This is a genomic window from Falsiroseomonas tokyonensis (assembly GCF_019024325.1).
GTDB lineage: Bacteria > Pseudomonadota > Alphaproteobacteria > Acetobacterales > Acetobacteraceae > Falsiroseomonas > Falsiroseomonas tokyonensis.
The window spans coordinates 440,700-462,737 of record NZ_JAFNJS010000002.1; the positions used below are offsets into that span (position 1 = coordinate 440,700).

The 22,038-nt window shown below is 70.8% G+C and carries 23 protein-coding genes and 1 tRNA gene; 13 read left to right on the plus strand and 11 right to left on the minus strand.

The features are described 5' to 3' along the window. Positions 1 to 3: 3 nt before the first annotated feature. The gene (locus J3S20_RS08295) at positions 4 to 894 is read right to left on the minus strand and encodes a LysR family transcriptional regulator (protein WP_216835979.1); all 891 of its coding nucleotides are present in this window, start codon (positions 892 to 894) and stop codon (positions 4 to 6) included. Between the two features lie 102 nt (positions 895 to 996). Here J3S20_RS08295 and J3S20_RS08300 point away from each other — a divergent pair, with 102 nt between their 5' ends. Further along, positions 997 to 2,556, plus strand: a complete 1,560-nt coding sequence (locus tag J3S20_RS08300) for a proton-conducting transporter transmembrane domain-containing protein (protein WP_246602497.1) — start codon at positions 997 to 999, stop codon at positions 2,554 to 2,556. Positions 2,557 to 2,581: 25 nt separating this feature from the next. Continuing rightward, on the plus strand, positions 2,582 to 5,005 hold the full coding sequence (locus J3S20_RS08305) for a YbcC family protein (protein WP_216835981.1): 2,424 nt from the start codon (positions 2,582 to 2,584) through the stop codon (positions 5,003 to 5,005). Here the strand turns inward: J3S20_RS08305 and J3S20_RS08310 are convergent. Next, positions 4,933 to 5,907, minus strand: coding sequence for a LysR family transcriptional regulator (locus tag J3S20_RS08310; RefSeq protein ID WP_216835982.1), 975 nt, complete (start codon positions 5,905 to 5,907; stop codon positions 4,933 to 4,935). The genes J3S20_RS08305 and J3S20_RS08310 overlap by 73 nt on opposite strands. A 97-nt stretch (positions 5,908 to 6,004) precedes the next feature. Between J3S20_RS08310 and J3S20_RS30165 the strand changes: the two genes are divergently transcribed. From J3S20_RS30165 to J3S20_RS31095, 3 genes are read left to right on the plus strand one after another with little or no spacing between them, the layout of a single operon-like run. After that, positions 6,005 to 6,334: a nuclear transport factor 2 family protein gene (locus tag J3S20_RS30165; protein ID WP_246602499.1), complete on the plus strand. Its 330-nt coding sequence runs from the start codon at positions 6,005 to 6,007 to the stop codon at positions 6,332 to 6,334. Continuing rightward, a complete protein-coding gene (locus J3S20_RS30170) occupies positions 6,331 to 6,573 on the plus strand; it encodes a hypothetical protein (protein WP_343215202.1) in 243 nt (80 codons plus the stop codon). The genes J3S20_RS30165 and J3S20_RS30170 overlap by 4 nt, the downstream gene beginning before the upstream one ends. Beyond that, the gene (locus tag J3S20_RS31095; RefSeq protein ID WP_343215199.1) at positions 6,573 to 6,656 is read left to right on the plus strand and encodes a hypothetical protein; all 84 of its coding nucleotides are present in this window, start codon (positions 6,573 to 6,575) and stop codon (positions 6,654 to 6,656) included. Before J3S20_RS30170 ends, J3S20_RS31095 begins: the two co-directional genes overlap by 1 nt. 41 nt (positions 6,657 to 6,697) lie before the next feature. On the opposite strand, the gene J3S20_RS08320 is transcribed toward J3S20_RS31095, so the two are convergent. Beyond that, the gene (locus J3S20_RS08320; protein ID WP_216835983.1) at positions 6,698 to 7,606 is read right to left on the minus strand and encodes a LysR family transcriptional regulator; all 909 of its coding nucleotides are present in this window, start codon (positions 7,604 to 7,606) and stop codon (positions 6,698 to 6,700) included. A gap of 110 nt (positions 7,607 to 7,716) precedes the next feature. Here J3S20_RS08320 and J3S20_RS08325 point away from each other — a divergent pair, with 110 nt between their 5' ends. Then, the gene (locus J3S20_RS08325; protein ID WP_216835984.1) at positions 7,717 to 8,256 is read left to right on the plus strand and encodes a carboxymuconolactone decarboxylase family protein; all 540 of its coding nucleotides are present in this window, start codon (positions 7,717 to 7,719) and stop codon (positions 8,254 to 8,256) included. Between the two features lie 65 nt (positions 8,257 to 8,321). After that, a complete protein-coding gene (locus J3S20_RS08330) occupies positions 8,322 to 8,948 on the plus strand; it encodes a pyridoxamine 5'-phosphate oxidase family protein (RefSeq protein WP_216835985.1) in 627 nt (208 codons plus the stop codon). A gap of 117 nt (positions 8,949 to 9,065) precedes the next feature. On the opposite strand, the gene guaA is transcribed toward J3S20_RS08330, so the two are convergent. The 4 genes from guaA to J3S20_RS08350 form a co-directional block, all read right to left on the minus strand. Next, positions 9,066 to 10,661, minus strand: coding sequence for a glutamine-hydrolyzing GMP synthase (guaA, locus tag J3S20_RS08335; protein ID WP_216835986.1), 1,596 nt, complete (start codon positions 10,659 to 10,661; stop codon positions 9,066 to 9,068). Positions 10,662 to 10,737: 76 nt separating this feature from the next. Continuing rightward, positions 10,738 to 11,346, minus strand: coding sequence for a calcium-binding protein (locus J3S20_RS08340; protein ID WP_216835987.1), 609 nt, complete (start codon positions 11,344 to 11,346; stop codon positions 10,738 to 10,740). 103 nt (positions 11,347 to 11,449) lie between these two features. Beyond that, complete coding sequence (locus J3S20_RS08345) at positions 11,450 to 12,025, minus strand: GNAT family N-acetyltransferase (RefSeq protein WP_216835988.1); 576 nt, start codon at positions 12,023 to 12,025, stop codon at positions 11,450 to 11,452. Continuing rightward, positions 12,022 to 13,335 (minus strand): RsmB/NOP family class I SAM-dependent RNA methyltransferase, encoded by a 1,314-nt coding sequence (locus J3S20_RS08350; RefSeq protein WP_216835989.1) that lies wholly within the window; start codon positions 13,333 to 13,335, stop codon positions 12,022 to 12,024. The genes J3S20_RS08345 and J3S20_RS08350 overlap by 4 nt, the downstream gene beginning before the upstream one ends. A gap of 347 nt (positions 13,336 to 13,682) precedes the next feature. Here J3S20_RS08350 and J3S20_RS08355 point away from each other — a divergent pair, with 347 nt between their 5' ends. Beyond that, entirely contained in the window at positions 13,683 to 14,186 is a 504-nt protein-coding gene (locus J3S20_RS08355) for a hypothetical protein (protein WP_216835990.1), read from the plus strand. A 58-nt stretch (positions 14,187 to 14,244) separates the two neighbouring features. Here the strand turns inward: J3S20_RS08355 and guaB are convergent, their stop codons facing one another. The 4 genes from guaB to J3S20_RS08375 form a co-directional block, all read right to left on the minus strand. Next, on the minus strand, positions 14,245 to 15,768 hold the full coding sequence (gene guaB / locus J3S20_RS08360) for an IMP dehydrogenase (RefSeq protein WP_216835991.1): 1,524 nt from the start codon (positions 15,766 to 15,768) through the stop codon (positions 14,245 to 14,247). An 80-nt stretch (positions 15,769 to 15,848) separates the two neighbouring features. Continuing rightward, complete coding sequence (locus J3S20_RS08365; RefSeq protein WP_216835992.1) at positions 15,849 to 16,580, minus strand: RlmE family RNA methyltransferase; 732 nt, start codon at positions 16,578 to 16,580, stop codon at positions 15,849 to 15,851. A gap of 59 nt (positions 16,581 to 16,639) precedes the next feature. Continuing rightward, the gene (locus tag J3S20_RS08370; protein WP_216835993.1) at positions 16,640 to 17,017 is read right to left on the minus strand and encodes a helix-turn-helix domain-containing protein; all 378 of its coding nucleotides are present in this window, start codon (positions 17,015 to 17,017) and stop codon (positions 16,640 to 16,642) included. An 83-nt stretch (positions 17,018 to 17,100) separates the two neighbouring features. Then, a complete protein-coding gene (locus J3S20_RS08375) occupies positions 17,101 to 18,219 on the minus strand; it encodes a Ppx/GppA phosphatase family protein (RefSeq protein ID WP_246602504.1) in 1,119 nt (372 codons plus the stop codon). 179 nt (positions 18,220 to 18,398) lie between these two features. Here J3S20_RS08375 and J3S20_RS08380 point away from each other — a divergent pair. The 5 genes from J3S20_RS08380 (at position 18,399) to J3S20_RS08400 (ending at position 22,031) form a co-directional block, all read left to right on the plus strand. After that, positions 18,399 to 18,472, plus strand: a tRNA-Gln gene (locus J3S20_RS08380). A gap of 71 nt (positions 18,473 to 18,543) precedes the next feature. Further along, positions 18,544 to 18,897: an arsenate reductase gene (locus J3S20_RS08385; RefSeq protein ID WP_216835994.1), complete on the plus strand. Its 354-nt coding sequence runs from the start codon at positions 18,544 to 18,546 to the stop codon at positions 18,895 to 18,897. A 127-nt stretch (positions 18,898 to 19,024) separates the two neighbouring features. Continuing rightward, positions 19,025 to 20,053 (plus strand): amino acid ABC transporter substrate-binding protein, encoded by a 1,029-nt coding sequence (locus J3S20_RS08390; protein ID WP_216835995.1) that lies wholly within the window; start codon positions 19,025 to 19,027, stop codon positions 20,051 to 20,053. Positions 20,054 to 20,160: 107 nt separating this feature from the next. Next, the gene (locus J3S20_RS08395) at positions 20,161 to 21,474 is read left to right on the plus strand and encodes an ArgE/DapE family deacylase (protein WP_216835996.1); all 1,314 of its coding nucleotides are present in this window, start codon (positions 20,161 to 20,163) and stop codon (positions 21,472 to 21,474) included. Then, complete coding sequence (locus J3S20_RS08400) at positions 21,471 to 22,031, plus strand: nucleotidyltransferase family protein (RefSeq protein WP_216835997.1); 561 nt, start codon at positions 21,471 to 21,473, stop codon at positions 22,029 to 22,031. Before J3S20_RS08395 ends, J3S20_RS08400 begins: the two co-directional genes overlap by 4 nt. Positions 22,032 to 22,038 lie beyond the last annotated feature (7 nt).

Sequence of the window (22,038 nt, forward strand, 5' to 3'; positions counted from 1 at the left end):
GCCCTAGGCTTCGGCCGGCGTGATCGCGGGCTGCAGCAGCAGGCGGACCAGGGGGTTCGGGAAGCGGCGGGACATGGTGACGGCGTGGAAGGTCTCCACGATGCCCGGCAGTTGTTCGCCTTCCACCAGCACGCCCGCCGCGATCTCGTCCTTCACCACGATGGGCGGCAGCACGGCCAGGCCGATATCCTCCCGCGCGAGGAGGCGCATCATCGCCATGTCCTCCACCTCCGCCACGATCTTCGGCCGCACGCCCAGCGCATCGGCCAGGGAATCGAAGCCGGTGCGCACGCTGCTGTCGAGCGTCGGCAGGATGATGGGATGGCTGCGCAACCGGTCCGCCAGGCTGGCCGCATGGCCCAGGCGATCCGGCGTGCCGACCAGGCTCACCGTCCGCTCCGCCAGGCGATGGGTGACGAAGGGCCGCAGGGCATCGGCGGGCGGCGCCTGGTTCAGCAGGACCAGGTCGAGGTTCAGCGCCTCCAGCGCCCGCAGCAATTCGCCGGCGCTGCCGGAGCGCAGGATGAGGTCGATCTCGGTGCGGCCGAGCACCGGGCGGAGGAACTCCATCTGGAAATTGCGCGACAGCGTGGCCAGCGAGCCGAGGCGCAGCGCCTGGCGCGTGCCCCCTGTCTGCCGCAGCGTGCCGAGCATTTCCTCGCCCGTGGCGAAGATGGCGTCCGCATGGTCCAGCACGATCTGCCCGGCCTCGGTCAGGTGCAGCGCCCGGCCGCGCCGCTCGAATAACGCATGGCCCAGGCGCTCCTCCAGCTTGCGGATCTGCACCGAGAGGGCGGACTGCGTCAGGTTCAGCCGTTCCGCCGTGCGGGTCAGGTGGCCGTCATGGGCGACGGCCCGGAAGTAGCGCAGGTGGTTGTAGTTCAGCTCGGCCATATCGTTCGTCTATAACGAACGATTCTACGCGAACAATGCATTTTTCTGGGTCGATGCGGATCGCTATCGAGGGCGCCGCCATCGATCCCGGGGATTGCCGTGTTGCTCACCCTGCTGCCCTTGTTCGCGCCGCTGCTGCTGATCGCCGCCGCCGTCTTTGCCTTCCGCCGCGGCGGGCCGCGGGTGCCGGCCCTGGCGGAGGCGGCGGGCTTCGGCGCGCTGCTGGTGGCCCTTGCGTCGCTCGCGCTGCTGCTCGCGCGCGGTTCCGGGACCAGCGGGCTGGTCGGTTGGGGTGGCATCGGCCTTTCCGCCCGGCTGGATGCGGTGAGTGCCGCCATGCTGCTGCTGGTGTCCTTCGTCGGCTGGGTCGTGCTGCGCTACAGCCGCACCTACCTGGATGGCGAGGCGCGGCAGGGCTGGTTCACGGGCTGGCTCTGCGCGGCGCTGGCCGGCGTGCTGTTCCTGGTGCAGGCCGGCAACCTGGCCCAGCTTCTGGCCGCCTGGATCGCCACCAGCCTGGCGTTGCACCGCCTGCTGCTGTTCTACCCCGAGCGCGTGGCGGCGCAGCGCGCGGCGCGGAAGAAGCGCGTCTTTTCCGCCATCGGCACCGGCGCACTGCTGGGTGCGGGGCTGCTGGCCTGGATCGGCTTCGGCACCACCGATATCGCCGCCATCAATGCGCTGGCCCGGGAAGGGCAGGGGTCCTGGCTGGCCGTCGCGGCCGCCGGCCTGCTGGCCCTGGCCGCGGTGCTGAAATCCGCGCAATTCCCGACCCATGGCTGGCTGACCGAGGTGATGGAGGCGCCGACCCCGGTCTCCGCCCTGCTGCATGCCGGCGTCATCAATGCCGGCGGCTTCCTGCTGATCCGCTTCGCCGATGTGATGCTGGCTGCCCCCGGCGTGCTGGCGGTGCTCGCCATGCTGGGCGGCTTCACGGCGCTGTTCGGCGCGCTGGTGATGCTGACCCAGCCGGCGGTGAAGACCTCGCTCGCCTGGTCCACCGTGGCGCAGATGGGCTTCATGATCCTGCAATGCGGGCTGGCGCTGTTCCCGCTGGCCCTGCTGCATATCCTGGCCCATTCGCTCTACAAGGCGCATGCCTTCCTCGCCTCCGGCGGGGCGGTGGAGCAGGTGGCGGGGCTGCGCCGGCCGGGGCCGGTGGCGGTGCCCGATGGGGCGGCGGTGGGCCGCGCCTTCCTGCTGGCGCTGGCCATCTATGCCGGGATCGGCGCCGCTTTCGGGCTCGCCTTCGGCTTCGGCCAGAAGTCGCCCCAGGCGCTGGCGCTGGGCGGCATCCTGATCTTCGGCGTCGCCTATCTGCTGGCCCAGGGCCTGGCGGATGCCGCGCCGCGGCCGCTGACGCGCCGGACGGCCTTCTATGCCGCCGCCGCCGCGGTGGGATACTTCGCGCTGCAGAGCGCCGCCGAATTCCTGACGGCGGGGGTGCTGCCCGCCACGCCGGCGCCCGGCCGGCTGGAATGGACGCTGATGCTGCTGGCCGTGCTGAGCTTCGGCCTTGTGGCCGTGGCGCAGGCGCTGTTCCCGCTCTGGGCCACCCATCCCGCCGCGGCGGGGCTGCGCGTCCACCTCTCCAACGGGCTCTACGCCAATGCGGCGATCGACCGGATGCTGGGCGGCTGGGCCCTGCGGAAGGCCTCGTGACGCCATGAAGACCGGGACCCTCCCCATGACCACGACCGAAGCCCCGCTGCCGACGCCCGATGCCATCCTTGCCGCGGCCGACCAGGCGGCGCGCGCCATTCCCCCGCTCTGGCCGCTGGCCTCCAGCGTCGCGGTCAATCCCTTCCTCGGCCAGGCGGGAGAGCCGCTGGCGATCGCGGCGGCCCGCCTACGGCGGGCGGCGGGCATCGCGCTGACCATGCCGCGCGCCTGGTATGCCGACAGGCTTATCTCCGGCGAGATCGCCGCGCAGGACCTGCAAGAGGCCTGGCAGGCGGCGCCGGCGGCGCTACGGCCGGCGACCCCCCAAGCCGTGACGCAGGCCTTGCGCCAGCAAGCCGCGCCGCCGCAGGCGCTGCCGACGGTGGCGGAACTGGCGCGCGAGGCCGCCGGCATCGACTGGCCCGGCCTCGTCAACGAACGCATCGGCCATTGGGCGGCCAGCCATTTCGACCAGGGCCAGGCGCTCTGGGCCAGCGCCCCCGCCGCCGGCGCCTATGCGTCCTGGCGGATGGTCGCGACGCATGACCTGACGCCGGAGATCCTCGGCCTTCCGGGCTTCGCGCAGGCCGTGGTGGATGCGCCGATCCGTGCGGAGGCGGCGATTGCAGACGCCGTCGCCCAGCTCGGCCTCTCGGAGGCTGCGCTGCCGGGCTATTTCCACCGGCTGCTGGTGACGCTGGGCGGCTGGAGCCAGGTGGCGCGCTATCGGCTCTGGCAGGCGGAGTTGGAGGGCGGCACGGATGCGACGGTGACCGACCTGCTGGCGATCCGCCTGAGCTGGGAGGTCGCGCTGCTGCGCCGCTATGGGGCCGCGATCGCGCCCGGCTGGAAGGCCGCCATCGCCGCCTATGCCGAGCCGGTGGCGCCGACGGCGGAGGATGTGCTGGACGCCATCCTGCAGGAAGCGGCGGAGCGCGGGGCGCAGCGGCGGTTTGGCGCGCTGCTGGCGCGGGCGCCGGCGCGGCTGGCCGACTCTGCGCGGCCCGCACTGCAGGTGGCCTTCTGCATCGACGTGCGTTCCGAAGTCTTTCGGCGGGCGCTGGAAAGCCTGGATCCCGGCATCCAGACGCTGGGCTTCGCGGGCTTCTTCGGCCTCGGCCTCGGCCATCGCCGCTTCGGCTCGGATGTGGTGGAGGCGCGGCTGCCGGTGCTGCTGAAGCCGGCCGTCTTCACCTGCTCCGGCGAAGCGACGCCGGAGGTGGCGGAGGCGGACCTGGCCGCGCGGATCGGCGCGCGCGCGAAGCGCGCCTGGGGGCGCTTCAAGCTGGCGGCCATCTCCTCCTTCGCCTTCGTCGAGGCCGCGGGTCCGATCTATGTCGGCCGGCTGCTGCGCGATGCACTGGCGCTGAAGCGGGCCGCGGCGCCGAAGGATCCGGCTCCGCGCCCGGCCCAGGCGCTGGACCTGGAGACCCGCCTGGCCACGGCCAGCGCCGTGCTGAAGGCCATGTCGCTGACCAGCGGCTTCGCGCGGCTGGTCCTGCTGGCCGGGCATGGCGCCAATGTGGTCAACAACCCGCATGCCAGCGCCCTGCATTGCGGCGCCTGCGGCGGCTATACGGGCGAGGTGAATGCGCGGCTGCTGGCCGCCCTGCTCAACGACAGCGAGGTGCGCGCGGGCCTTGCCGTGCGCGGCATCGCCATTCCGGAGGACACGCTGTTCCTCGGCGCGCTGCACGATACGACGACGGATGCGGTGACGCTCTACGCGGAGGATCATCCCTCCGCCGCGCATGCAAGGGATCTCGACCAGGCGGCGCGCTGGCTGGACTCCGCCGGGCTGCTCGCGCGCGATGAGCGCGCGCTGCGCTTGCCGCGGGCCAGGGGGCGCGCGGACATCCTGCTGCGCGCGCGGGACTGGGCGGAGCTGCGCCCCGAATGGGCGCTGGCCGGCTGCCAGGCTTTCGTCGCGGCGCCGCGCTCGCGCACCGCGGGGGCCGACCTGGCCGGCCGGGCCTTCCTGCACGACTACGACTGGCACCGGGACGAGGATTTCCGCGTGCTGGAGCTGATCCTGACCGCGCCCGTCGTCGTCGCCAGCTGGATCAGCCTGCAATACTACGGATCGACCGTGGCGCCCGAGGTCTTCGGCGCCGGCAACAAGTTGCTGCACAATGTCACCGGCGGGATCGGCGTGGTCGAAGGCAATGGCGGCCTGCTGCGGCCCGGCCTGCCCTGGCAATCGGTGCATGACGGGACGCGGCTGGTGCATGAGCCGCTGCGCCTTGCCGTGATGGTGGAGGCACCGGCCGAGGCGATCACCGCCATCCTCGACCGCCACAAGCAGGTGCGCGCGCTGTTCGACAATCGCTGGCTGCACCTGTTCACCCTGGACGAGGCGGGCCGCATGGCCAGGCGCTATGTCGGGGACCTGCGCTGGGAGGCGGCGGGCGAGCGGGCCGAGGCGGAGCCAAGCCTGGTCCCGGGCTGATCGGCCCGTTTCGTGGCAAAGTCGCGCGCCATGGCGATGAAAGCCTGGAAGGCCGCGGAGGCGTGGCGGCGGCTGGGGTAGTAGAGACACAGCGGCGGCAGCGCCGGGGTCCAGTCCTGCAGGACCTGGACCAGCCGCCCGGCCGCGAGATCCTCGCGGATATCGGGCTCCATGAAATAGCCGATCCCGACCCCATCCAGCGCCGCGAGCCGTGACAGGCTGGCCTCATCCAGCGTGATCGGGCCCTGCACGTCGATCTGCACGTCCTGCCCCGCCTTTTCGAAGCGCCAGCGATACAGCGCGCCATTCGGCAGCCGCACGCGGATGCAGGGATGCGCCAACAGGTCCTGCGGCAGCCGCGGCAGGCCATGGCGGTCGAGATGGGCGGGCGAGGCCGCGACCGCGAAGCGCCGCGGCGGGCCGAGGGGCAGGGCGATGGTATCGGCGGGCACGAGATCCGCGCCGCGCAGCCCGAGATCGAAGCCGGCGGCCACGACATCCACCAGCCGCCCCTCCGTCACCAGGTCGATATGCACCCGCGGATGGCGCCGCAGGAATGCCAGGATCAGCGGCGCCAGGATCTCGCGCGCTCCCGTGGGGAAGGCGTTGATCCGCAGCGTGCCGGAGGGGGTTTCCTGCTGCGCCCGCGCCGTGTCCATCGCGCCCTGGATGGCCCCCAGCGCCGGGCCGACCTGCTCCACGAAGCTGCGCCCGGCATCGGTGAGGGAGACGCTGCGCGTGGTGCGGTTCAGCAGCCGGACGCCCAGCTGCCGCTCCAGCTTGCCCACCGCATGGCTCAGCGCCGTGGTGGACAGGCCGAGATCCAGCGCCGCCGCGCGGAAGGAGCCGTGCCGGACGATGGCCAGCACGGCCTCGAGCTCGATCAGGCTGGGTCGCGCCATTATCCCGGTTTTCGTGATGCTGCGTGCCGCTTTGTCCCGATTATCCCGGGCATTGTCGAGCCCCAGATTGGCACTGCCATCATCAAGGAACCAGGCCATGCCCATCCCACTGCCCGAGCCCGTCGCGGCTTTCGTCGAGGCCAATGCCCGTCTCGACGTCGATTCCATGTTGCAGCCCTTCGCCCGGGACGCGGTCGTCCTCGACAATGGCAAGCGTTTTGCTGGCCAGGCCGGGCTGCGAAAGCTGTTCGAGGAGGAGGTGGTCCCGGTCCGGGCGATCTTCACGCCGGACACCGCCCGCCAGGAGAAGGACCAGCTGGTCCTCGAAGGCCCCGCCCATGGCGACTTCAAGGGCAGCCCGATCCGCTTCACCTATCGCTTCACCCTCGGCGGCGATGCGATCCAGGCGCTGGAGATCACGCTGTGAAGGTGGATCCGGAGGAATTCGCGGGCAAGCGCGTGCTTGTCAGCGGCGGCACCAAGGGGCTGGGACGCGCCACGGTCGACCGCTTCCTGGCCGGCGGCGCGCGGGTGATCACCGCGGCGCGCGGCCTGCGGCAGCCGGTGCAGGGAATGGACTTCGTGCAGGCCGACCTGACGACGGCCGAGGGCGGCGCGGCATTCCGATCGGGCGTGGGGCGGAGCCCCATGAGGTCGCGGACCTGATCGCCTACCTGGCTTCCGACCGCGCGGCCGCCATCCACGGCGCGGAATTCGTCATCGACGGCGGCACCGTCCGGACGGTGTGAGGCCGGCACGGCCCGCCCTTCGGCGGGCCGCAGATGGGGCCCTAGCTCGGTTCAGGCAGGCAGAGCCTTGTGCGCGCGAAGTAGCGGCGCGCCTCGCCCACGAAGGCCTGGATGTTCGGCGAAGCCCGCCGGCTCGCCTGGTAGACGAGGCTGACCGGCACGGGCTCCGGCTCGCTCTCCGCCAGGATGCGGCAGAGGCGTCCCGCCGCGACCGCTTCGCGCACCTGGTAGGACAGCAGGCGGGCGACGCCCTGGCCGCGCTCGACCGCATCGATCACCGCGTCCGCGGCATTGATCGACAGCTGCGGCGTGATCCGGACGACGGTCTGGCCCTGGGGCCCGAAGCGCCAGTCGTCGGTCGAGCCCACGCCGTCGAAGGAGATGATCCGATGCTGGCGCAGCTCCGCCGGCGCATTGGGCCGGCCGGCCCGCGCGAGATAGGCGGGGCTGGCGACGACGACGCGGTGCACCTCCGCCACCTTGACGGCGACCAGCGCGCTTTCCGCCAAGTCGCCGATGCGCACGGCGACGTCGAACCCCTCCTCGACCAGATGGGTGACGCGATCGACGAAGGTCAGCCGGATGACGAGGCCGGGATGGGCCGCGCCCAGCGCTTCGGCAACCGGCAGGACATGCAGTCGCCCGAACAGCACCGGCGCGGTGACCGACAGCGTGCCGCGCGGCGCGGCATCCTCGCCGCGTACCAGGCTGCGGACGCTTTCGATCTCGGCCAGCAGCTCGCGGCACTTGTCGGCAAGAAGCGCGCCGCGCTCGGTCAGGCGGACGGCGCGGGTGGTGCGGTTGAACAGCGCGACGCCGAACTCCGCCTCCAGCATCGCGACCGCGCGCGTCGTCGTCGCCGGCGACCAGCGCAGCTGGCGTGCGGCCTCGGCGAAGCTGGCGCGGTCGGCAACGGCGAGGAAGCCGCGCATGGCATCCAGGCGATCCATTCCATTATTTCAGGATTGGAAACAATGAACTGTCAATAGAAGGAATTATCATCGTCTCCTGATCGGCGCATCCAAGGCCTCGCAGCGGCCCCGCTGCCCGGAGCCAAGCCATGAGCCGCCTGACCATCCCCGCTCGCACCGCCGCCCCTGCCGCCTCTCAGCCGCTGCTGGACGCCGTCGAGAAATCCCTGGGCGTCGTGCCCAACCTGTTCCGCCTGGTCGCCCTCAGCCCGGCGGCGCTGGAGGGCCTGCTGGGCCTCAACGGGTCGCTGTCCAAGGCGCTCGATGCCAAGACGCGCGAACGGATCGCGCTCGCCGTGGCCCAGGTAAATGGCTGCGACTATTGCCTCTCGGCGCATAGCTATCTCGCCCTGAACATGGCCAGGCTGGACGCGGCCGAGATCGCCGCCAACCGCCAGGGTCATTCGAAGGATCCCAAGGCGGATGCCGCCGTCGCCTTCGCCGCCCGGGTCGCCACCGAGCGCGGCCGCGTCAGCGATGCGGACCTCGCCGCCGTCAAGCTGGCCGGCTTCACCGAGGCGCAGATCGTCGAGATCGTCGGCCTGGTGGCGCTGAACGTCTTCACCAACCTCATCAACAACGTGGCCGACACCGAGATCGACTTCCCGGTCGTCCGCGCCGCAGCCTGACCTCCGCCCGCACGGCGGAGGCGCACCTTTCCTCCGCCGGTCACCCCTTCGCCCCGGAGCGCATCATGGGTCACCGCTTTCTCGAACTGGCCACCAGCCCCGCCGCGCGCGCCGCCCAGGCCGCCCAGGGCAGCCGGGCGGCCTATGCCCGGATGGAGGGCGGCCAGGCGCTGTTCGACCAGCTCGGGCCGCGGGAAGCCGCCTTTATCGCGGCGCGCGACAGCTTCTACATTGCCAGCGTCAATCCCGATGGCTGGCCCTACGTGCAGCATCGCGGCGGGCCGCCGGGCTTCCTGAAGGTCCTCGATGACCGCCGCCTCGGCTTCGCCGACCTGGCGGGCAACAAGCAGTACCTCACGCTGGGGAATGTCGCGACCGAGGATCGGGTCGCGCTGTTCCTGATGGACTATCCCAATCGGCGGCGGCTGAAACTGCTGGGCCGGATGCATGCCGTCGATCTCGCGGCCGATGCGGCGCTGGCCGACCGCCTCGCTTTGCCGGAATACCCGGCGCGGATCGAGCGTGGCTTCGTGATCGTGGTCGAGGCCCTGGACTGGAACTGCCCCCAGCACATCACCCCGCGCTTCACCGAGGCGGAACTGGCCGAAGGGCTCGCCCCGATCCGCCACCGCCTGGAGGCGCTTGAGCGCGAAAACGAGGCGCTGCGGGCGCGCCTTGCCGAGGCCGGATAGGAGGTCAGACCGGAGGCTCGCCCCTGGACCGGGCACCGATCTGGAGCGCCGAGGGCCGGCGCGGCGTCTACAGCCCTGTCCGCCAGAGCCTCCGCGTGTCGCCGTCCCGACCGCGCGTCATTCCCACTCGATCGTCCCGGGCGGCTTGCTCGTGATGTCGTAGGTCACGCGGTTGATGCCGCGCACCTCGTTCACGATGCGCGCCGCCACGCGGGTCAGGAATTCCATGCTGAACGGGTAGACATCCGCCGTCATGCCATCCGTGCTGGTCACGGCGCGCAGCGCGCAGGCGCTGTCATAGGTGCGGCCATCGCCCATCACGCCGACGGTCCGCACCGGCAGCAGCACGGCGAAGGCCTGCCAGATGGCGTCATACAGGCCGGCGTTGCGAATCTCCTCCAGGTAGATCGTATCCGCATGGCGCAGGATATCGGCCTTCTCCTTCGTCACCTCGCCGGGGATGCGGATGGCGAGGCCGGGCCCGGGGAAGGGGTGGCGGCCGACGATGGTCTCGGGGATGCCAAGCTCGCGGCCCAGCACGCGGACCTCGTCCTTGAACAGGTCGCGCAGCGGCTCCACCAGCTTCATGCGCATCCCCTCCGGCAGGCCGCCGACATTGTGGTGCGACTTGATGGTGACGCTGGGGCCGCCGGTGGCGGAGACGCTCTCGATCACGTCCGGATAGAGCGTGCCCTGGGCCAGGAAATCGGCGCCGCCGATCTTCTGCTGCTCCTCCTCGAAGACCTCGATGAACAGCCGGCCGATGGTCTTGCGCTTGATCTCCGGGTCGGTGACGCCGGAGAGCTGGCCGAGGAAGAGGTCGCTGGCGTCGCGATGCACCAGCTTGATGTTGAAGCGGTCGCGGAAGGTGGAGACCACCTGTTCGGACTCATTCGCGCGCATCAGCCCGTGATCGACATAGATGCAGGTCAGCTGGTCGCCGATCGCCTCATGCAGCAGCACCGCGGCGACCGAGGAATCGACGCCGCCCGACAGCCCGCAGACCACACGGCCGGTGCCGACCTGCGCCCGGATCTTGGCGATCATCTCCGCGCGGAAGGCCCCCATGGTCCAGTCGCCGGAGCAGCCGCAGACGATGTGGGAAAAGTTCTTCAGCAGCGCGGCGCCATGCGGCGTGTGCACCACCTCCGGGTGGAACATGGTGCCGTAGTAGCGGCGCTCGTCATTGGCGATCACGGCGAAGGGCGCGCCCTCGCTGGCCGCCACCACGCGGAACCCTTCGGGCAGGCGGGTGATGCGGTCGCCGTGGCTCATCCAGACCTGTTCGCGCGCGCCGGGGGCCCAGACGCCCTGCGTGATTGCGCAGTCGCCGGTCACGTCGATATGGGCGCGGCCGAATTCCCGCAGATGCCCGCCCTCCACCAGCCCGCCGAGCTGATGCGCCATGACCTGCTGGCCGTAGCAGATGCCGAGGATCGGCAGCCCCATCTCGAAGATCGCCTGCGGGGCACGGGGGCTGCCCTCATCGGTTGCGCTGGCCGGCCCGCCCGAGAGGATGATGCCCTTGGGCGCGAAGGCCCGGATGCGGTCATCGGGGGCGGCGTTGAAGGGCCAGACCTCGCAGTACACGCCGGATTCGCGCAGCCGGCGGGCGATGAGCTGCGTCACCTGGCTGCCGAAATCGAGGATCAGGATCCGGTCGTGATGCTGCGCGAGGGGGGCGGAAGCGGCATCGGGGGCGGCGTGTGTCATGGCGCCTAACAGCACAGGGACGCCCCGCCGACAAGCCGTTTCGCCGGGGGGCAGACCCCCGGCGATAGGCTTGGCGTCAACCCGGCAGAGTGATCTGCTCCATGCCGAAGAACTTCACCACCTCGCCATTGATGGTGATCTGGCCATTGGCCGGGCCGTTGAAGACGATGGCATTGCCGTTGATGGTGTAGCTGGCGCCGTCATACATCTGCAGCCCAGCCTGCAGCTGCTCCATGGTCACGCCCTGCAGCATGACGTTGTCGGTGCCGTTGCCGCCATGCAACTCGTCGGAGCCGTCGCCGGGCTGCCACCAGAAGGTGTCGCTGCCCTCGCCGCCGAAGACCTTGTCGCCGTCGCCGGCGCCGCCGCGCAGATGGTCGTGGCCATCGCCGCCATGCAGCTCGTCCGTGCCGGCGCCGCCCACCAGCACATCGTTGCCGGCCTCGCCGAAGACCTTGTCGTCGCCGGATCCGGCATCGACGATGTCGTCGCCGGCGCCGGCATGCACCTCGTCCTGGCCGCCGCCGGAGACGATCGTGTCCTGGCCGCCGGCGCCGAACACCTTGTCCATGCCGTCGCCGGTGGTGATGGCATCGGCGCCCTCGGTGCCGAAGCGGTCGGTGAAGCTGCCGCCGGCCACGCGGGCCAGGTCGGTTTCGGGGATGGTCCGGGTCTCGCTTGCCATGGGGGCCTCCTGCGCCAGGGTTTCGATGCCCGGACGTTACGGGGGCGGGTGCGACGACGGAACGGGGGCGATTCCTCTGGCCGGGATAGGCAGGGGCTGGGGCTCAGCCGTCCTCGCGCATCCGCCCTTCCGGCACCGGGGCGGTGGCGGCCAGCAGGGTGTCGATCGGGTCCCAGAGCTGGGCGATCTGTTCCACCGCCTGGCCGGCGACGCGAATCGACTCCCGCATCGCCGTGCGGCCGCCCAGGTGGCGGTAGAAGAAGCGGCTGGGATTGGCTTCCAACACCCAGGCCATGGCGGAATTGCAGCCGATGGCGCGCAGATGCGCCGCCATGGCGCGCATCAGGCGGCGGCCGCAGCCGCGTTCCCGGAAATCGTCCAGGACATAGAGCGTCTCCACCTCGCCCTCCGCCAGGCCGCGGCGCCGGGCGCGGCCGCCGGAGGCAAAGCCCACCACCTGCGGCGCGCCCGAATCGGGCGGGGCGATGGCGACGAAGACCGCATGGCCTTCCCGCCGGTCCAGGATCGCCCGCTGGTAGAAGCTGGCGAGGCGGGTTTCGGAAAGCTCCGCCAGGTAGCCATCCCGCAGGATGCCGGCATAGGCGCTGCGCCAGGCCGCGACATGCACCGCGGCAATCCCCGCGGCATCGCCCGGCCGGGCGCGGCGGATGGAGATCATGAAGGCTGCCTTTGCAGCACCGCGGCGAAGAAGCCATCGGTGCCGTGGCTGCCGGGCGACAGCGCCATATAGGGCCCCGGGCCCGGCGCCTGCGTGCCGGGCAGCAGCGCTTCCCAGAGCTCGTCAAAGGGCATCGGCGCGAAATCCGCGTGGCGTTCCAGGAAGGCCGCCATCTGCATCTCATCCTCTTCCGGCAGCAGCGAGCAGGTAGCGTAGACCAGCCTTCCGCCCGGACGCACCAATTCAGATGCATCGTCGAGGATGGCGGCCTGCTTCAGCACCAGTTCGGACAGATCCCGCCCAGTGGTGCGGATGCGGGCATCCGGGTTGCGGCGCCAGGTGCCCGTGCCGGTGCAGGGGGCATCCACCAGCACCCGGTCGAATTTGCGCGAGTTTCGCTTGCGCCACTTGTCGCCGGAGGTGAGCAGGTGGCGTTCGGCATTGTTCACATCGGCGCGGCGCAGTCGGCGGCCGGCGCCTTCCAGCCGGGCGGCCGAGGTGTCGCAAGCGACGATATGGCCCTTGTTCGCCATGGTGGCGGCCAGCGCCAGGGTCTTGCCCGCCGCGCCGGCGCAGAAATCGGCCACCCGCATGCCGGGGCGCGCATCCGTCAGCAGCGCCACCAGCTGGCTGCCCTCGTCCTGCACCTCGATCAGCCCTTCGAGGAATGCCTTGGTGGCGGAAACCGGGCGGCGGTCGGCGATGCGCATGCCCCAGGGGGAGAGCGGGGTGGGGGTGGCGGCGATGCCCTCCGCGGCCAGCGCCGCCAGCGCCGCCTCCCGCGTCACCTTCAGCAGATTGGCGCGGAGGTCGAGCGGCGCGGCCTCCTCCATCGCCGCGGCTTCCTTGGCCAGCTTGTCGCCGAAGCGGGTGACCAGGCCCGGCATGGCCCAGTCCGGCAGGTTCAGCCGCGGCCCGTCCGGCATGCGCGGCAGCACCAGCGGCCGGCCGGCCAGCTTGCCCAGCAAGGCGCGCTCCTCCTCCACCAAGGGCGAGGCGGCGAAACGCTCGCCGGAGAAATTCTGCTCCACGCCGTCCAGCGTCCAGCCATCGGCCAGGATCAGATGCGCCCCCAGCAGCAGCCGGGCGGAGGGGGTCTGGATGCCCAGTTCGGAAAAATGCCAGGCGAGGCGCAGCCGCTGGCGGATCGCGCCCCAGGCGCGTTCGGAGACATTGCGGCGGTCGGAGCCGCCGATGTACCGGCGGGCGCGGAAGAAGTCATTGGCGATGGCATCGGCCGGGCGGCGAGGGCTGGCTTCGACCGCGGAAAGCAGGTCGATGGCGGCGGAGAGGCGGGCGGCGGGGGTCATGCTGGCATCCGGGCGGGCCGCGGCGGCAGGTGGCCGAGGGCAGGGGGCGCGCCGGGGTCGCCGGCGGGCAGGGCGCCGGGCGGCGAGCGCCCCCGGGTCGGACCCAGCATAGCGGGCTTTGCCGGCCACTGCGATTCCGCCGCGCGCGCCGCGAGATTTCACCCGATGGTGATAGGTAAATCTTCGCTAAGATGGCGCCATCGCGCCGATCGTGGCGGGGATGAGGCCTTGTTTCGACATGATGTTTTCGTCAGAGACGGGCCGCCGGGTGGGCCGCTGCGGTTACATGTCCTATAGACCTAGCCGCAAGCCCGCATCCAGCGGGCCGGAAGGGAGACCTGCCGACCATGCTCAAATCCGTTCTCGCCGCCGGTGCCGTCGCCATGCTGATCGGTGGCGCAGCCGTCGCGCAGCAGAAGGGCGCGCCGCAACAGGCGCAGCAGATGCCCGATTGGCGGGCTCAGCCGCGCTACGCCACCATCAACCTGCGCGCCGGCTTCGAGCCCGACCCGCGGGAAGTCCCGGTGGAAGCCGGCGGCGACCGCGAGGCCACCGGCATCGGCCCGGATTGCGCCGGCTGGATCGACTTCTCCAAGCCCGACGTGGACCTGAACTACACCTCCGGCCAGTTTCCGCTCTACATCTCCGTCGTCGCCAATGTGGACACGACGCTGGTGATGAACGATTCGGCCGGCAACTGGATCTGCAATGACGACATGGACGGGGTGAACCCCGGCATCGTCATCCAGCGTCCGGCCAGCGGGAACTACAATATCTGGATCGGCACCTATGAGCGGGGCCAGCCGCAGCGCGCCACGCTCCGCATCAGCGAGATTCCGCCCAACCGCTGAAGCGAAGAACCCTCTCCCCCAGCGGGGGAGAGGGTCGGGTGAGGGGGGGCGGGTAAGGCTACCCCTCCAGCCGGTAGTTCGGCGCCTCACGCGTCACCGCCACGTCGTGCACATGGCTTTCGCGCAGCCCCGCATTGGTGATGCGGCGGAACTTGGCCTTCGTCTGCAGGTCGGCGATGGTGGCGGCACCCGTGTAGCCCATGGCGGCGCGGAGGCCGCCGACCATCTGGTGGATGACGGTGCCGACCGGGCCCTTGTAGCCGACGCGGCCCTCTACGCCTTCCGGCACCAGCTTCAGCTTGTCCGCCACTTCCGCCTGGAAGTAGCGATCCGCCGAGCCGCGCGCCATGGCGCCCAGCGAGCCCATGCCGCGATAGGATTTGTAGGACCGGCCCTGGTAGAGGAAGACCTCGCCCGGCGCCTCATCCGTGCCCGCGAAGACGCTGCCCATCATCACGCAATCGGCGCCGGCCGCGATCGCCTTGGCGACATCGCCGGAGGAGCGGATGCCGCCATCGGCGATCGCCGGCACGCCACGCTCGCGGCAGGCGGCCGCACTTTCCATCACCGCGGTCAGCTGCGGCACGCCGACTCCGGCCACGATGCGCGTCGTGCAGATGGAGCCCGGCCCGATGCCGATCTTGACCGCATCGGCGCCGGCCTCGATCAGCGCCAGCGCACCCTCGGGCGTCGCCACATTGCCGGCGATGATCTGCACGGAGTTCGACAGCTTCTTGATGCGCTCCACCGCGCGCAGCACGCCGCCCGAATGGCCATGCGCGGTATCCACCACGATCACGTCGATATCGGCGGCCACCAGCAGGCCGGCGCGATGGAAGCCGTCCTCGCCCACGCCGATGGCGGCCGCGGTGCGCAGCCGGCCCATGGCGTCCTTCACCGCATTGGGATTGGCCTGCGCCTTGTCCATGTCCTTCACGGTGATCAGGCCGACGCAGCGATAGGCCTCGTCCACCACCAGCAGCTTTTCGATGCGGTGCTTGTGCAGCAGCTCCCGCGCCTTGTCCTTGGTGACATCGGCATCGGCCGTCACCAGGTTCTCCCGCGTCATCAGCTCATAGACGCGCAGGTTCGGGTCGGTGGCGAAGCGCACGTCGCGGTTCGTGATGATGCCGACGAGGCGCCCGGACTCGCGTTCCACCACGGGCACGCCGCTGATGTGGTGGTTCTCCTGCAGGGCGCGGACCTCGGCCAGCGTCTGGTCGGGGTGGATGGTGAGGGGGTTCACCACCATGCCCGATTCAAACTTCTTCACCTGGCGGACCTGCGCCGCCTGGTCCTCGGGCGAGAGGTTCTTGTGGATCACGCCGATGCCGCCCGCCTGGGCCATGGCGATCGCCATATTGCCCTCGGTGACGGTGTCCATCGCCGCGGCGACCAGCGGGATATTCAGCGAGATTTCGCGCGTCAGCCTGGTGCGCGTATCGGTCTCGCTCGGCAGCACGGTCGAATAGGCGGGCACAAGCAGCACATCGTCGAAGGCGTAGGCCTCCTCGAATTTCGCGCGGAAGGCCGCCTCACGATCGAGGGGGCTGGACTGGGTATTCGTGTCTGGGGGCGCCATGGCGGGAACCTCTTTCGATCCGCAACCTTGGCGGCCCCGCCTACACCGGTTCCGGGTGCGGCGTCCATAGCAAGGCGATGTCAGCCCTGTGTCGCGCTCGGCGCAGGGCTGGCCGCGGCCGTGCCGCGATAGCCGGTGGCGACCACGTAGAGCTCCGCGCTGTCCTTCCGGCTGGCCGGCGGCTTGGCATGGCGCACCACGGCGAAATCCCGCTTAAGCGTGGCGAGGAATTCCTTCTCGGACCCGCCCGCCAGAACCTTGGTGACGAAGCCGCCGCCCGGCGCCAGCACGCGGCCGGCGAAATCCAGCGCGATCTCGGCCAGTGCCATGATGCGCAGGTGGTCGGTGGCGTTATGGCCGGTGGTGTTCGGCGCCATGTCGGACATCACCAGGTCCGCCTGGCCATCCAGCGCCGCCAGCACGCGGTGCTCCGCCTCCACCTCCTGGAAGTCGCCCTGCATCAGGATGGCGCCGGCGATGGGGTCGATCGGCAGCAGGTCGATGCCCACCACCCGGCCGGCGCCACGCGCCAGGGCCACCTGGGTCCAGCCGCCCGGGGCGGCGCCCAGGTCCACCACCCGCGCGCCGGGCTTCAGAAGGCGGAACTTGTCATCCATCTGCTCCAGCTTGAAGGCGGCGCGGGACCGCAGGCCGCGGGCCTTGGCCTCCTTCACGAAGGGGTCGTTCAGCTGCCGTTCCAGCCAGCGCTGGCTGCCGATGGTGCGCCCCTTGGCGGTGCGCAGCCGGTCCGCGAGCTGGCGGGTATTGGAGGGTTTGCCCGCGGGGGACTTGCCGGAAGGAGGTTTGGCCATGGCGAGGCTTTACGCCCTCCTCGCCCAATCCGGAAAGCTTTGGCGGGACAGGGCCGGTTTCAGGCGCCGTCGCGCCAGCGCTTGATGAAGGCGCGGCCGATCCGCAATTCCTTGGCGATGGAACTGACGGAGCGACCCTCCGCCAGCAGCGCCATCACCTGCGGTTTGCGCGCCTCCCAGCCCGCACCGGGATCGGGGGCGGCGCTGGACCGGCTCCAGTGGCTGGCATGGGCATAGATGAGGTGCCCCGGTACCGGCTGGCCATTCAGCCGCGCGCCCCGGACAACGAAATGCCCTTTCTCCTCCATGATGGCGGGCGCCTCGATCACCGCGCCCTGGGCAATGGCCAGCTTGTCCGCATCCGCCAATGCGCTGCTATGGGACTTCGGATCGGCCTTCAGGAAGGTGGAGCACTTGGCTGTGAGAAGATCCGGCATGCTGTTCCTCGTCGATCCCGGGGCGGAAGCGCCGCCGCGCATCGGGCCATTTGGCCGAAGGATTGCCGCCGCGCCAGCCCCGCTCAGCCACAGCCGGGCCAGATTCGCGGCGGGCGGCGCTGCGCCGCGCGGTCCAGCCGCATCAGCCGCAGCAGGATCCCCTCCCGCAGCCCGCGATCGGCCACCGTCAGCCGCGGCACCGGCCAGACCTGGCGGATGGCGGCATAGACGGCGCAGCCCGGCAGCACGAAATCCACCCGGTCCGGCCCGACGCAGGGATGCGCCGCCAGACCGTCCCGGCCCAGGGCGAATAGATCCCCCAGCGCCTGGTCCGCGTCGCAGGCCTCCAGCACCTGGCCATCCACCAGCAGGCGGCGGTAGCGGGGCAGGGCCATGGCCACGCCGGCCAGCGTGGTGACGGTGCCGGAGGTGCCCATCAGCCGCACTCCGCCGGCGCGGATTTCCTGGCCGATGCAATGCACCGAATCGAAGCCCCGCAGCCGCGCCGCCACCTCCTCCACCACCGCATGGAAGCCGGCCTCGGTGAAGCAGGAGGGGCCGCAGCGTTCGGAGAGGGTGACCACGCCCACCGGGACCGAGATGGTGCCGATCAGCTCCGGCACCTGGCGACCGGGCAGGATGCGGATCCAGGCGATCTCGGTGGAGCCGCCGCCGATATCGAACAGCAGGGCGCGGCGGTCGCCGGCTTCCAGCAGCGGGGCGCAGCTTTCCATCGCCAGCTCCGCCTCCTCCCGCGCCGAAATGATGCGCAGGCGCAGGCCGGTCTCGGCCTCGACGCGCGCGAGGAATTCCGGGCCATTGGTGGCGCGGCGGCAGGCCTCGGTCGCCACCGCCTGCAGGGCGCGGACGGGGCGGCGGGCCAGCTTCTGCGCGCAGGCCTGCAGCGCCGTCAGCGCCCGGTCCATCGCCTGGTCGGAGAGCCGCCCGGTGGCGCCCAGCCCTTCGCCGAGTCGCACGATGCGGGAAAAGCTGTCGATCACCCGGAAACTGCTGCTGCCATTCGGCGTGCCGAGCAGCAGGCGGCAATTGTTGGTGCCGAGGTCCAGCGCCGCATAGGCGCTGGAGGCCGGATTCGCCTGCCAGGCCGGCGCCCCTCCGGATTCCGCCAGCCGGCCGCGGGCCTCGCCCATTGGGGCGGGGCGCAAGGCCGTCGGCAGGTGGAGGGCGGCATCTTCGGACATGGCTGAGACTAGATGGGCCTTCCGGTGGTCAATCCGAAGCCCCCAATCCGGGGGCAGGCCCATGATCCGGCGGGCGGCGGACCGGGGCAAGGCATTTTGCGCGCGGGCGTGTTGCCTGACCCCGAGACGCATGGTAGCACGCCGCTCCCGACGGTCAGGCGCAAGCCCGGCCGGCCCGGTGGGGGATAGTTTAACGGTAGAACTCCCGACTCTGACTCGGGCAGTCTTGGTTCGAATCCAGGTCCCCCAGCCATCTGGCTCGCCGCGCCCCGCTTGCCCGCTGCGAATGCTGGGCCGTTCATCCCACAGTGGCGGAGGCATCCGATGTCCGGGACGGTGGTGCTCTACGGCATCCGCAACTGCGACACGATGAAGAAGGCCTTCCACTGGCTGGACGCCCATGGCGTCGCCTATGGTTTCCACGACTACAAGAAGCTGGGCGTGCCGCCCGGCCTGCTGGAAGGCTGGGCCGAGCGCCTGGGGTGGGAGGCGCTGCTGAACCGCGCCGGCACCACCTTCCGCAAGCTGCCCGAGGCGGAGCGGGAGGGGCTGGACGCCCCGCGCGCCCTGGCCCTGCTGCGGGCGCATCCCTCCGCCATCAAGCGGCCAGTGCTGGAGGCGCGGGGGCGCCTGCTGCTTGGCTTTGCACCGGATGCCTACGACGCAGCCTTCGCCTGACCGGAAGGCCATAAATTTCGCCGCCAGGGCGCAGGTTGCGCTTGCCCGCCCGCGGCGGGGCACCCGACACTCATGCGCCGCCGGAACAACCTCGGCGGCCTCGAATGAAACGGGGAGTCTTCCTTCCATGCGTCTTGCCCAAATCGGCTCGACCCTTGGCGCCGCCCTGCTGGGCGTGGTGCTGGCGGTACCGGCCTTCGCGCAGCCGGCGGCCGATACCGTGGCCGCCATTCGCGCCCGCGGCTTCCTGAACTGCGGCGTCGCCCCCAGCACCGTCGGCTTCTCACTGCCCGACAGCCGCGGCGAATGGCGCGGCCTGGACGTCGATACTTGCCGTGGCGTGGCCGCGGCGATCTTTGGCGATGCCAGCAAGGTGCGCTTCGTCGCCACCACCACGCAGTCGCGCTTCACCGCGCTGCAATCCGGCGAGGTGGACATGCTGGCGCGGACCACCACCTGGACCCTGGCCCGGGAGGCCTCGCTCGGCCTCGAATTCGCCTCCATCACCTTCTATGACGGCCAGGGCTTCATGGTGCGCCGCGATTCCGGCGTGACCAGCGCCCGCGCGCTGGACGGCGCCACGGTCTGCGTGCAGCCCGGCACCACAACCGAGCTGAACATGGCGGACTTCTTCCGCACCAACCGGCTGCGCTTCACCCCGGTGGTGATCGAGAATATCGAGGAGATCCGCGCCGCCTTCATCGCCGGCCGCTGCGATGCCTATACCAACGACGCCTCCTCGCTCGCCTCCTTCCGCTTCAGCCAGGGCGCCAATGCGGATCGCTACGTGATGCTGCCGGAGATCATCAGCAAGGAACCGCTGGGCGCGGTGGTCCGCAAGGGCGACTGGAAGTTCTTCGACATCGTCCGCTGGACGCATTTCGCGCAGGTGACGGCGGAGGAGCTCGGCATTACCTCGGCCAATCTCGACAGCTTCGCCAACAGCACCAACCCCGATGTGCAGCGCTTCATGGGTCGCACCGGCGACCTCGGCCGCATGCTCGGGCTGAACAACGACTGGGCGGTGCAGGTCGTCCGCCAGGTCGGCAATTTCGAGGAAGTGTGGGAGCGCAACATCACACCGCTCGGCGTGCCGCGCGGCATCAATGCGCTCTGGACCAAGGGCGGGCTGCAATACGCGCCGCCGATGCGCTGACGTGACCGGGCCGGCGGTGCGCCGCCGGCCCGGCTTGACGCGACCCGGCTTGACCTGATGCGGGACGGCGCGGAGCCTTGCGCCGCAACCCGGATGATTGGCCCCCCATGCCTGACCCCCAGCGGCCTGACCCCCAGCGGCCCGAACCCCAGCTGCTCGACCGCCTGCGCGCCGCCGTCGAGGCCGGCTTCCCCGCCGAGGTCGCCTTCCTGCAGGAGCTGGTCCGCTTCCCCAGCCTGCGCGGGTGGGAGGCGCCGCTGCAGGACTGGTTCGCCCGCCAGATGGCGTCCCGCGGCTATGCGGTGGACCGCTTTTCGCTGGCCGATGTGCCGGCGCATCCGAAGACCGCGCCGATGGTGGATGCCGACCCCGCCGCCAGCATCCAGGTGGTGGCCGCGCATCGCCCGGCGAATCCCACCGGCCGCAGCCTGATCCTGCAGGGCCATATCGACGTGGTGCCGGAGGGCCCGCATGAGATGTGGACCCACCCGCCCTATGCCGCCGTGATCCGCGACGGCTGGATGTATGGCCGCGGCGCGCATGACATGAAGGCGGGCGTCGCCGCCATGGTCGCGGCGCTGGACGCCATCCGCGCCGCGGGGCTGGAGCCGGCGGCGGATGTCTATGTGCAGACGGTGACGGAGGAGGAGAGCACGGGCAATGGCGCGCTCGCCGCCCTGCTGCGCGGCTACCGCGCCGAGGCCGCCCTGGTGCCGGAACCCACGGGGCACACCATCACCCGGGCGCAGACCGGCACCATCTGGTTCCGCCTGAAGGTGCGCGGCGTGCCGGTGCATGTGATGGTGGCGCAGGATGGGTCCAACGCCATCATGTCCGCCTATGCGCTGATCAACGCGCTCTACACGCATACCAAAACGCTGAACGAGGCCGGGCGGAACAATGCCTGGTATGGCGGCCAGGTGCAGGACCCCATCAAGTTCAACCCCGGCATCATCCGCGGCGGCGACTGGGCTTCCTCCACCCCCGCCTGGTGCGAGGTGGATTGCCGCATCGGCCTGCTGCCCGGCACCACGCCGGAAGAGGCGATGGCGGGCGTGGAGGAAGCGGTGCGGCAGGCGGCGAAGGGCGATGCCTTCCTGGCCAACAACCCGCCCGAGATCACCTTTCATGGCTTCCAGACCGACCCCTATGTGCTCGAGCCCGGCAGTGAGGCCGAGGCGGTGCTGGCCGCGGCGCATCAGGCGGTGCATGGCGAGCCGATGCAGGCGCGGCTGTCCACCGCGGTGAACGACACGCGCTATTACGGCCTCTATTTCGGCATGCCCGGCCTCTGCTACGGCCCGCGCGGTGAAATGGCGCACGGTTTCGACGAGCGCACCTCGCTGGCGGATCTGAAGACCTGCACGCTGACCCTGGCGCAGTTCATCGCGGATTGGTGCGGGGTGCGGCCGCGGGCATGAGCGCGGCGGCGCGCCTGGTCGCCGCGGCGCGCGGCAATCCGGCGACGGCCGCGCTGCTGGACCTGCTGCCCGGCCTCGGCCTGCCGCAGGGCTTCCTCACCGCCGGCTGCCTGTTCCAGGAGGTCTGGAACCGGCAGGCCGGCCATCCGCCGGGCTGGGGCATCCGCGACCACGACGTCTTCTATTTCGACGACACCGACCTGTCCTTCGAGGCCGAGGATGCGGTGATCCGCCGCGTGCGGGCGGCCAGCGCGCATCTCGGCCTGGAGGTGGAGGTGCGGAACCAGGCGCGGGTGCATCTGTGGTATCCGCAGCGCTTCGGCCCGGGCTATCCGCAGCTGCGCTCGGCGCGGGACGGCATCGACCGCTACCTGGTGGCCTGCACCTGCATCGGCATCGAACTGGCCAGCGGCGCGCCCTACGCGCCGAACGGTCTGGAGGAGCTGGAGGCCGGGCGCCTGCGGCGCAATCCGCGGAACGATCGGCCGGACCTGTTCCGCGCCAAGGCCGAGAGCTACCGCGCGCGCTGGCCCTTTCTGGTCATCGAGGCGGGGTGAGGCGCCG

Excerpts from the sequence above, each read along its gene's own strand:
- guaB (WP_216835991.1), bottom strand. The coding sequence starts at position 15,768 with ATGGCGCCCCCAGACACGAATACCCAGTCCAGCCCCCTCGATCGTGAG.
- J3S20_RS08325 (WP_216835984.1), top strand. The coding sequence starts at position 7,717 with ATGAGCCGCCTGACCATCCCCGCTCGCACCGCCGCCCCTGCCGCCTCT.
- J3S20_RS30165 (WP_246602499.1), top strand. The coding sequence starts at position 6,005 with ATGCCCATCCCACTGCCCGAGCCCGTCGCGGCTTTCGTCGAGGCCAAT.
- guaA (WP_216835986.1), bottom strand. The coding sequence starts at position 10,661 with ATGACACACGCCGCCCCCGATGCCGCTTCCGCCCCCCTCGCGCAGCAT.
- J3S20_RS08390 (WP_216835995.1), top strand. The coding sequence starts at position 19,025 with ATGCGTCTTGCCCAAATCGGCTCGACCCTTGGCGCCGCCCTGCTGGGC.
- J3S20_RS08310 (WP_216835982.1), bottom strand. The coding sequence starts at position 5,907 with ATGGCGCGACCCAGCCTGATCGAGCTCGAGGCCGTGCTGGCCATCGTC.
- J3S20_RS08355 (WP_216835990.1), top strand. The coding sequence starts at position 13,683 with ATGCTCAAATCCGTTCTCGCCGCCGGTGCCGTCGCCATGCTGATCGGT.
- J3S20_RS08345 (WP_216835988.1), bottom strand. The coding sequence starts at position 12,025 with ATGATCTCCATCCGCCGCGCCCGGCCGGGCGATGCCGCGGGGATTGCC.
- J3S20_RS08400 (WP_216835997.1), top strand. The coding sequence starts at position 21,471 with ATGAGCGCGGCGGCGCGCCTGGTCGCCGCGGCGCGCGGCAATCCGGCG.
- J3S20_RS08375 (WP_246602504.1), bottom strand. The coding sequence starts at position 18,219 with ATGTCCGAAGATGCCGCCCTCCACCTGCCGACGGCCTTGCGCCCCGCC.
- J3S20_RS08295 (WP_216835979.1), bottom strand. The coding sequence starts at position 894 with ATGGCCGAGCTGAACTACAACCACCTGCGCTACTTCCGGGCCGTCGCC.
- J3S20_RS08365 (WP_216835992.1), bottom strand. The coding sequence starts at position 16,580 with ATGGCCAAACCTCCTTCCGGCAAGTCCCCCGCGGGCAAACCCTCCAAT.
- J3S20_RS08340 (WP_216835987.1), bottom strand. The coding sequence starts at position 11,346 with ATGGCAAGCGAGACCCGGACCATCCCCGAAACCGACCTGGCCCGCGTG.
- J3S20_RS08385 (WP_216835994.1), top strand. The coding sequence starts at position 18,544 with ATGTCCGGGACGGTGGTGCTCTACGGCATCCGCAACTGCGACACGATG.
- J3S20_RS08370 (WP_216835993.1), bottom strand. The coding sequence starts at position 17,017 with ATGCCGGATCTTCTCACAGCCAAGTGCTCCACCTTCCTGAAGGCCGAT.
- J3S20_RS08395 (WP_216835996.1), top strand. The coding sequence starts at position 20,161 with ATGCCTGACCCCCAGCGGCCTGACCCCCAGCGGCCCGAACCCCAGCTG.
- J3S20_RS08350 (WP_216835989.1), bottom strand. The coding sequence starts at position 13,335 with ATGACCCCCGCCGCCCGCCTCTCCGCCGCCATCGACCTGCTTTCCGCG.
- J3S20_RS08330 (WP_216835985.1), top strand. The coding sequence starts at position 8,322 with ATGGGTCACCGCTTTCTCGAACTGGCCACCAGCCCCGCCGCGCGCGCC.
- J3S20_RS08305 (WP_216835981.1), top strand. The coding sequence starts at position 2,582 with ATGACCACGACCGAAGCCCCGCTGCCGACGCCCGATGCCATCCTTGCC.
- J3S20_RS08320 (WP_216835983.1), bottom strand. The coding sequence starts at position 7,606 with ATGGATCGCCTGGATGCCATGCGCGGCTTCCTCGCCGTTGCCGACCGC.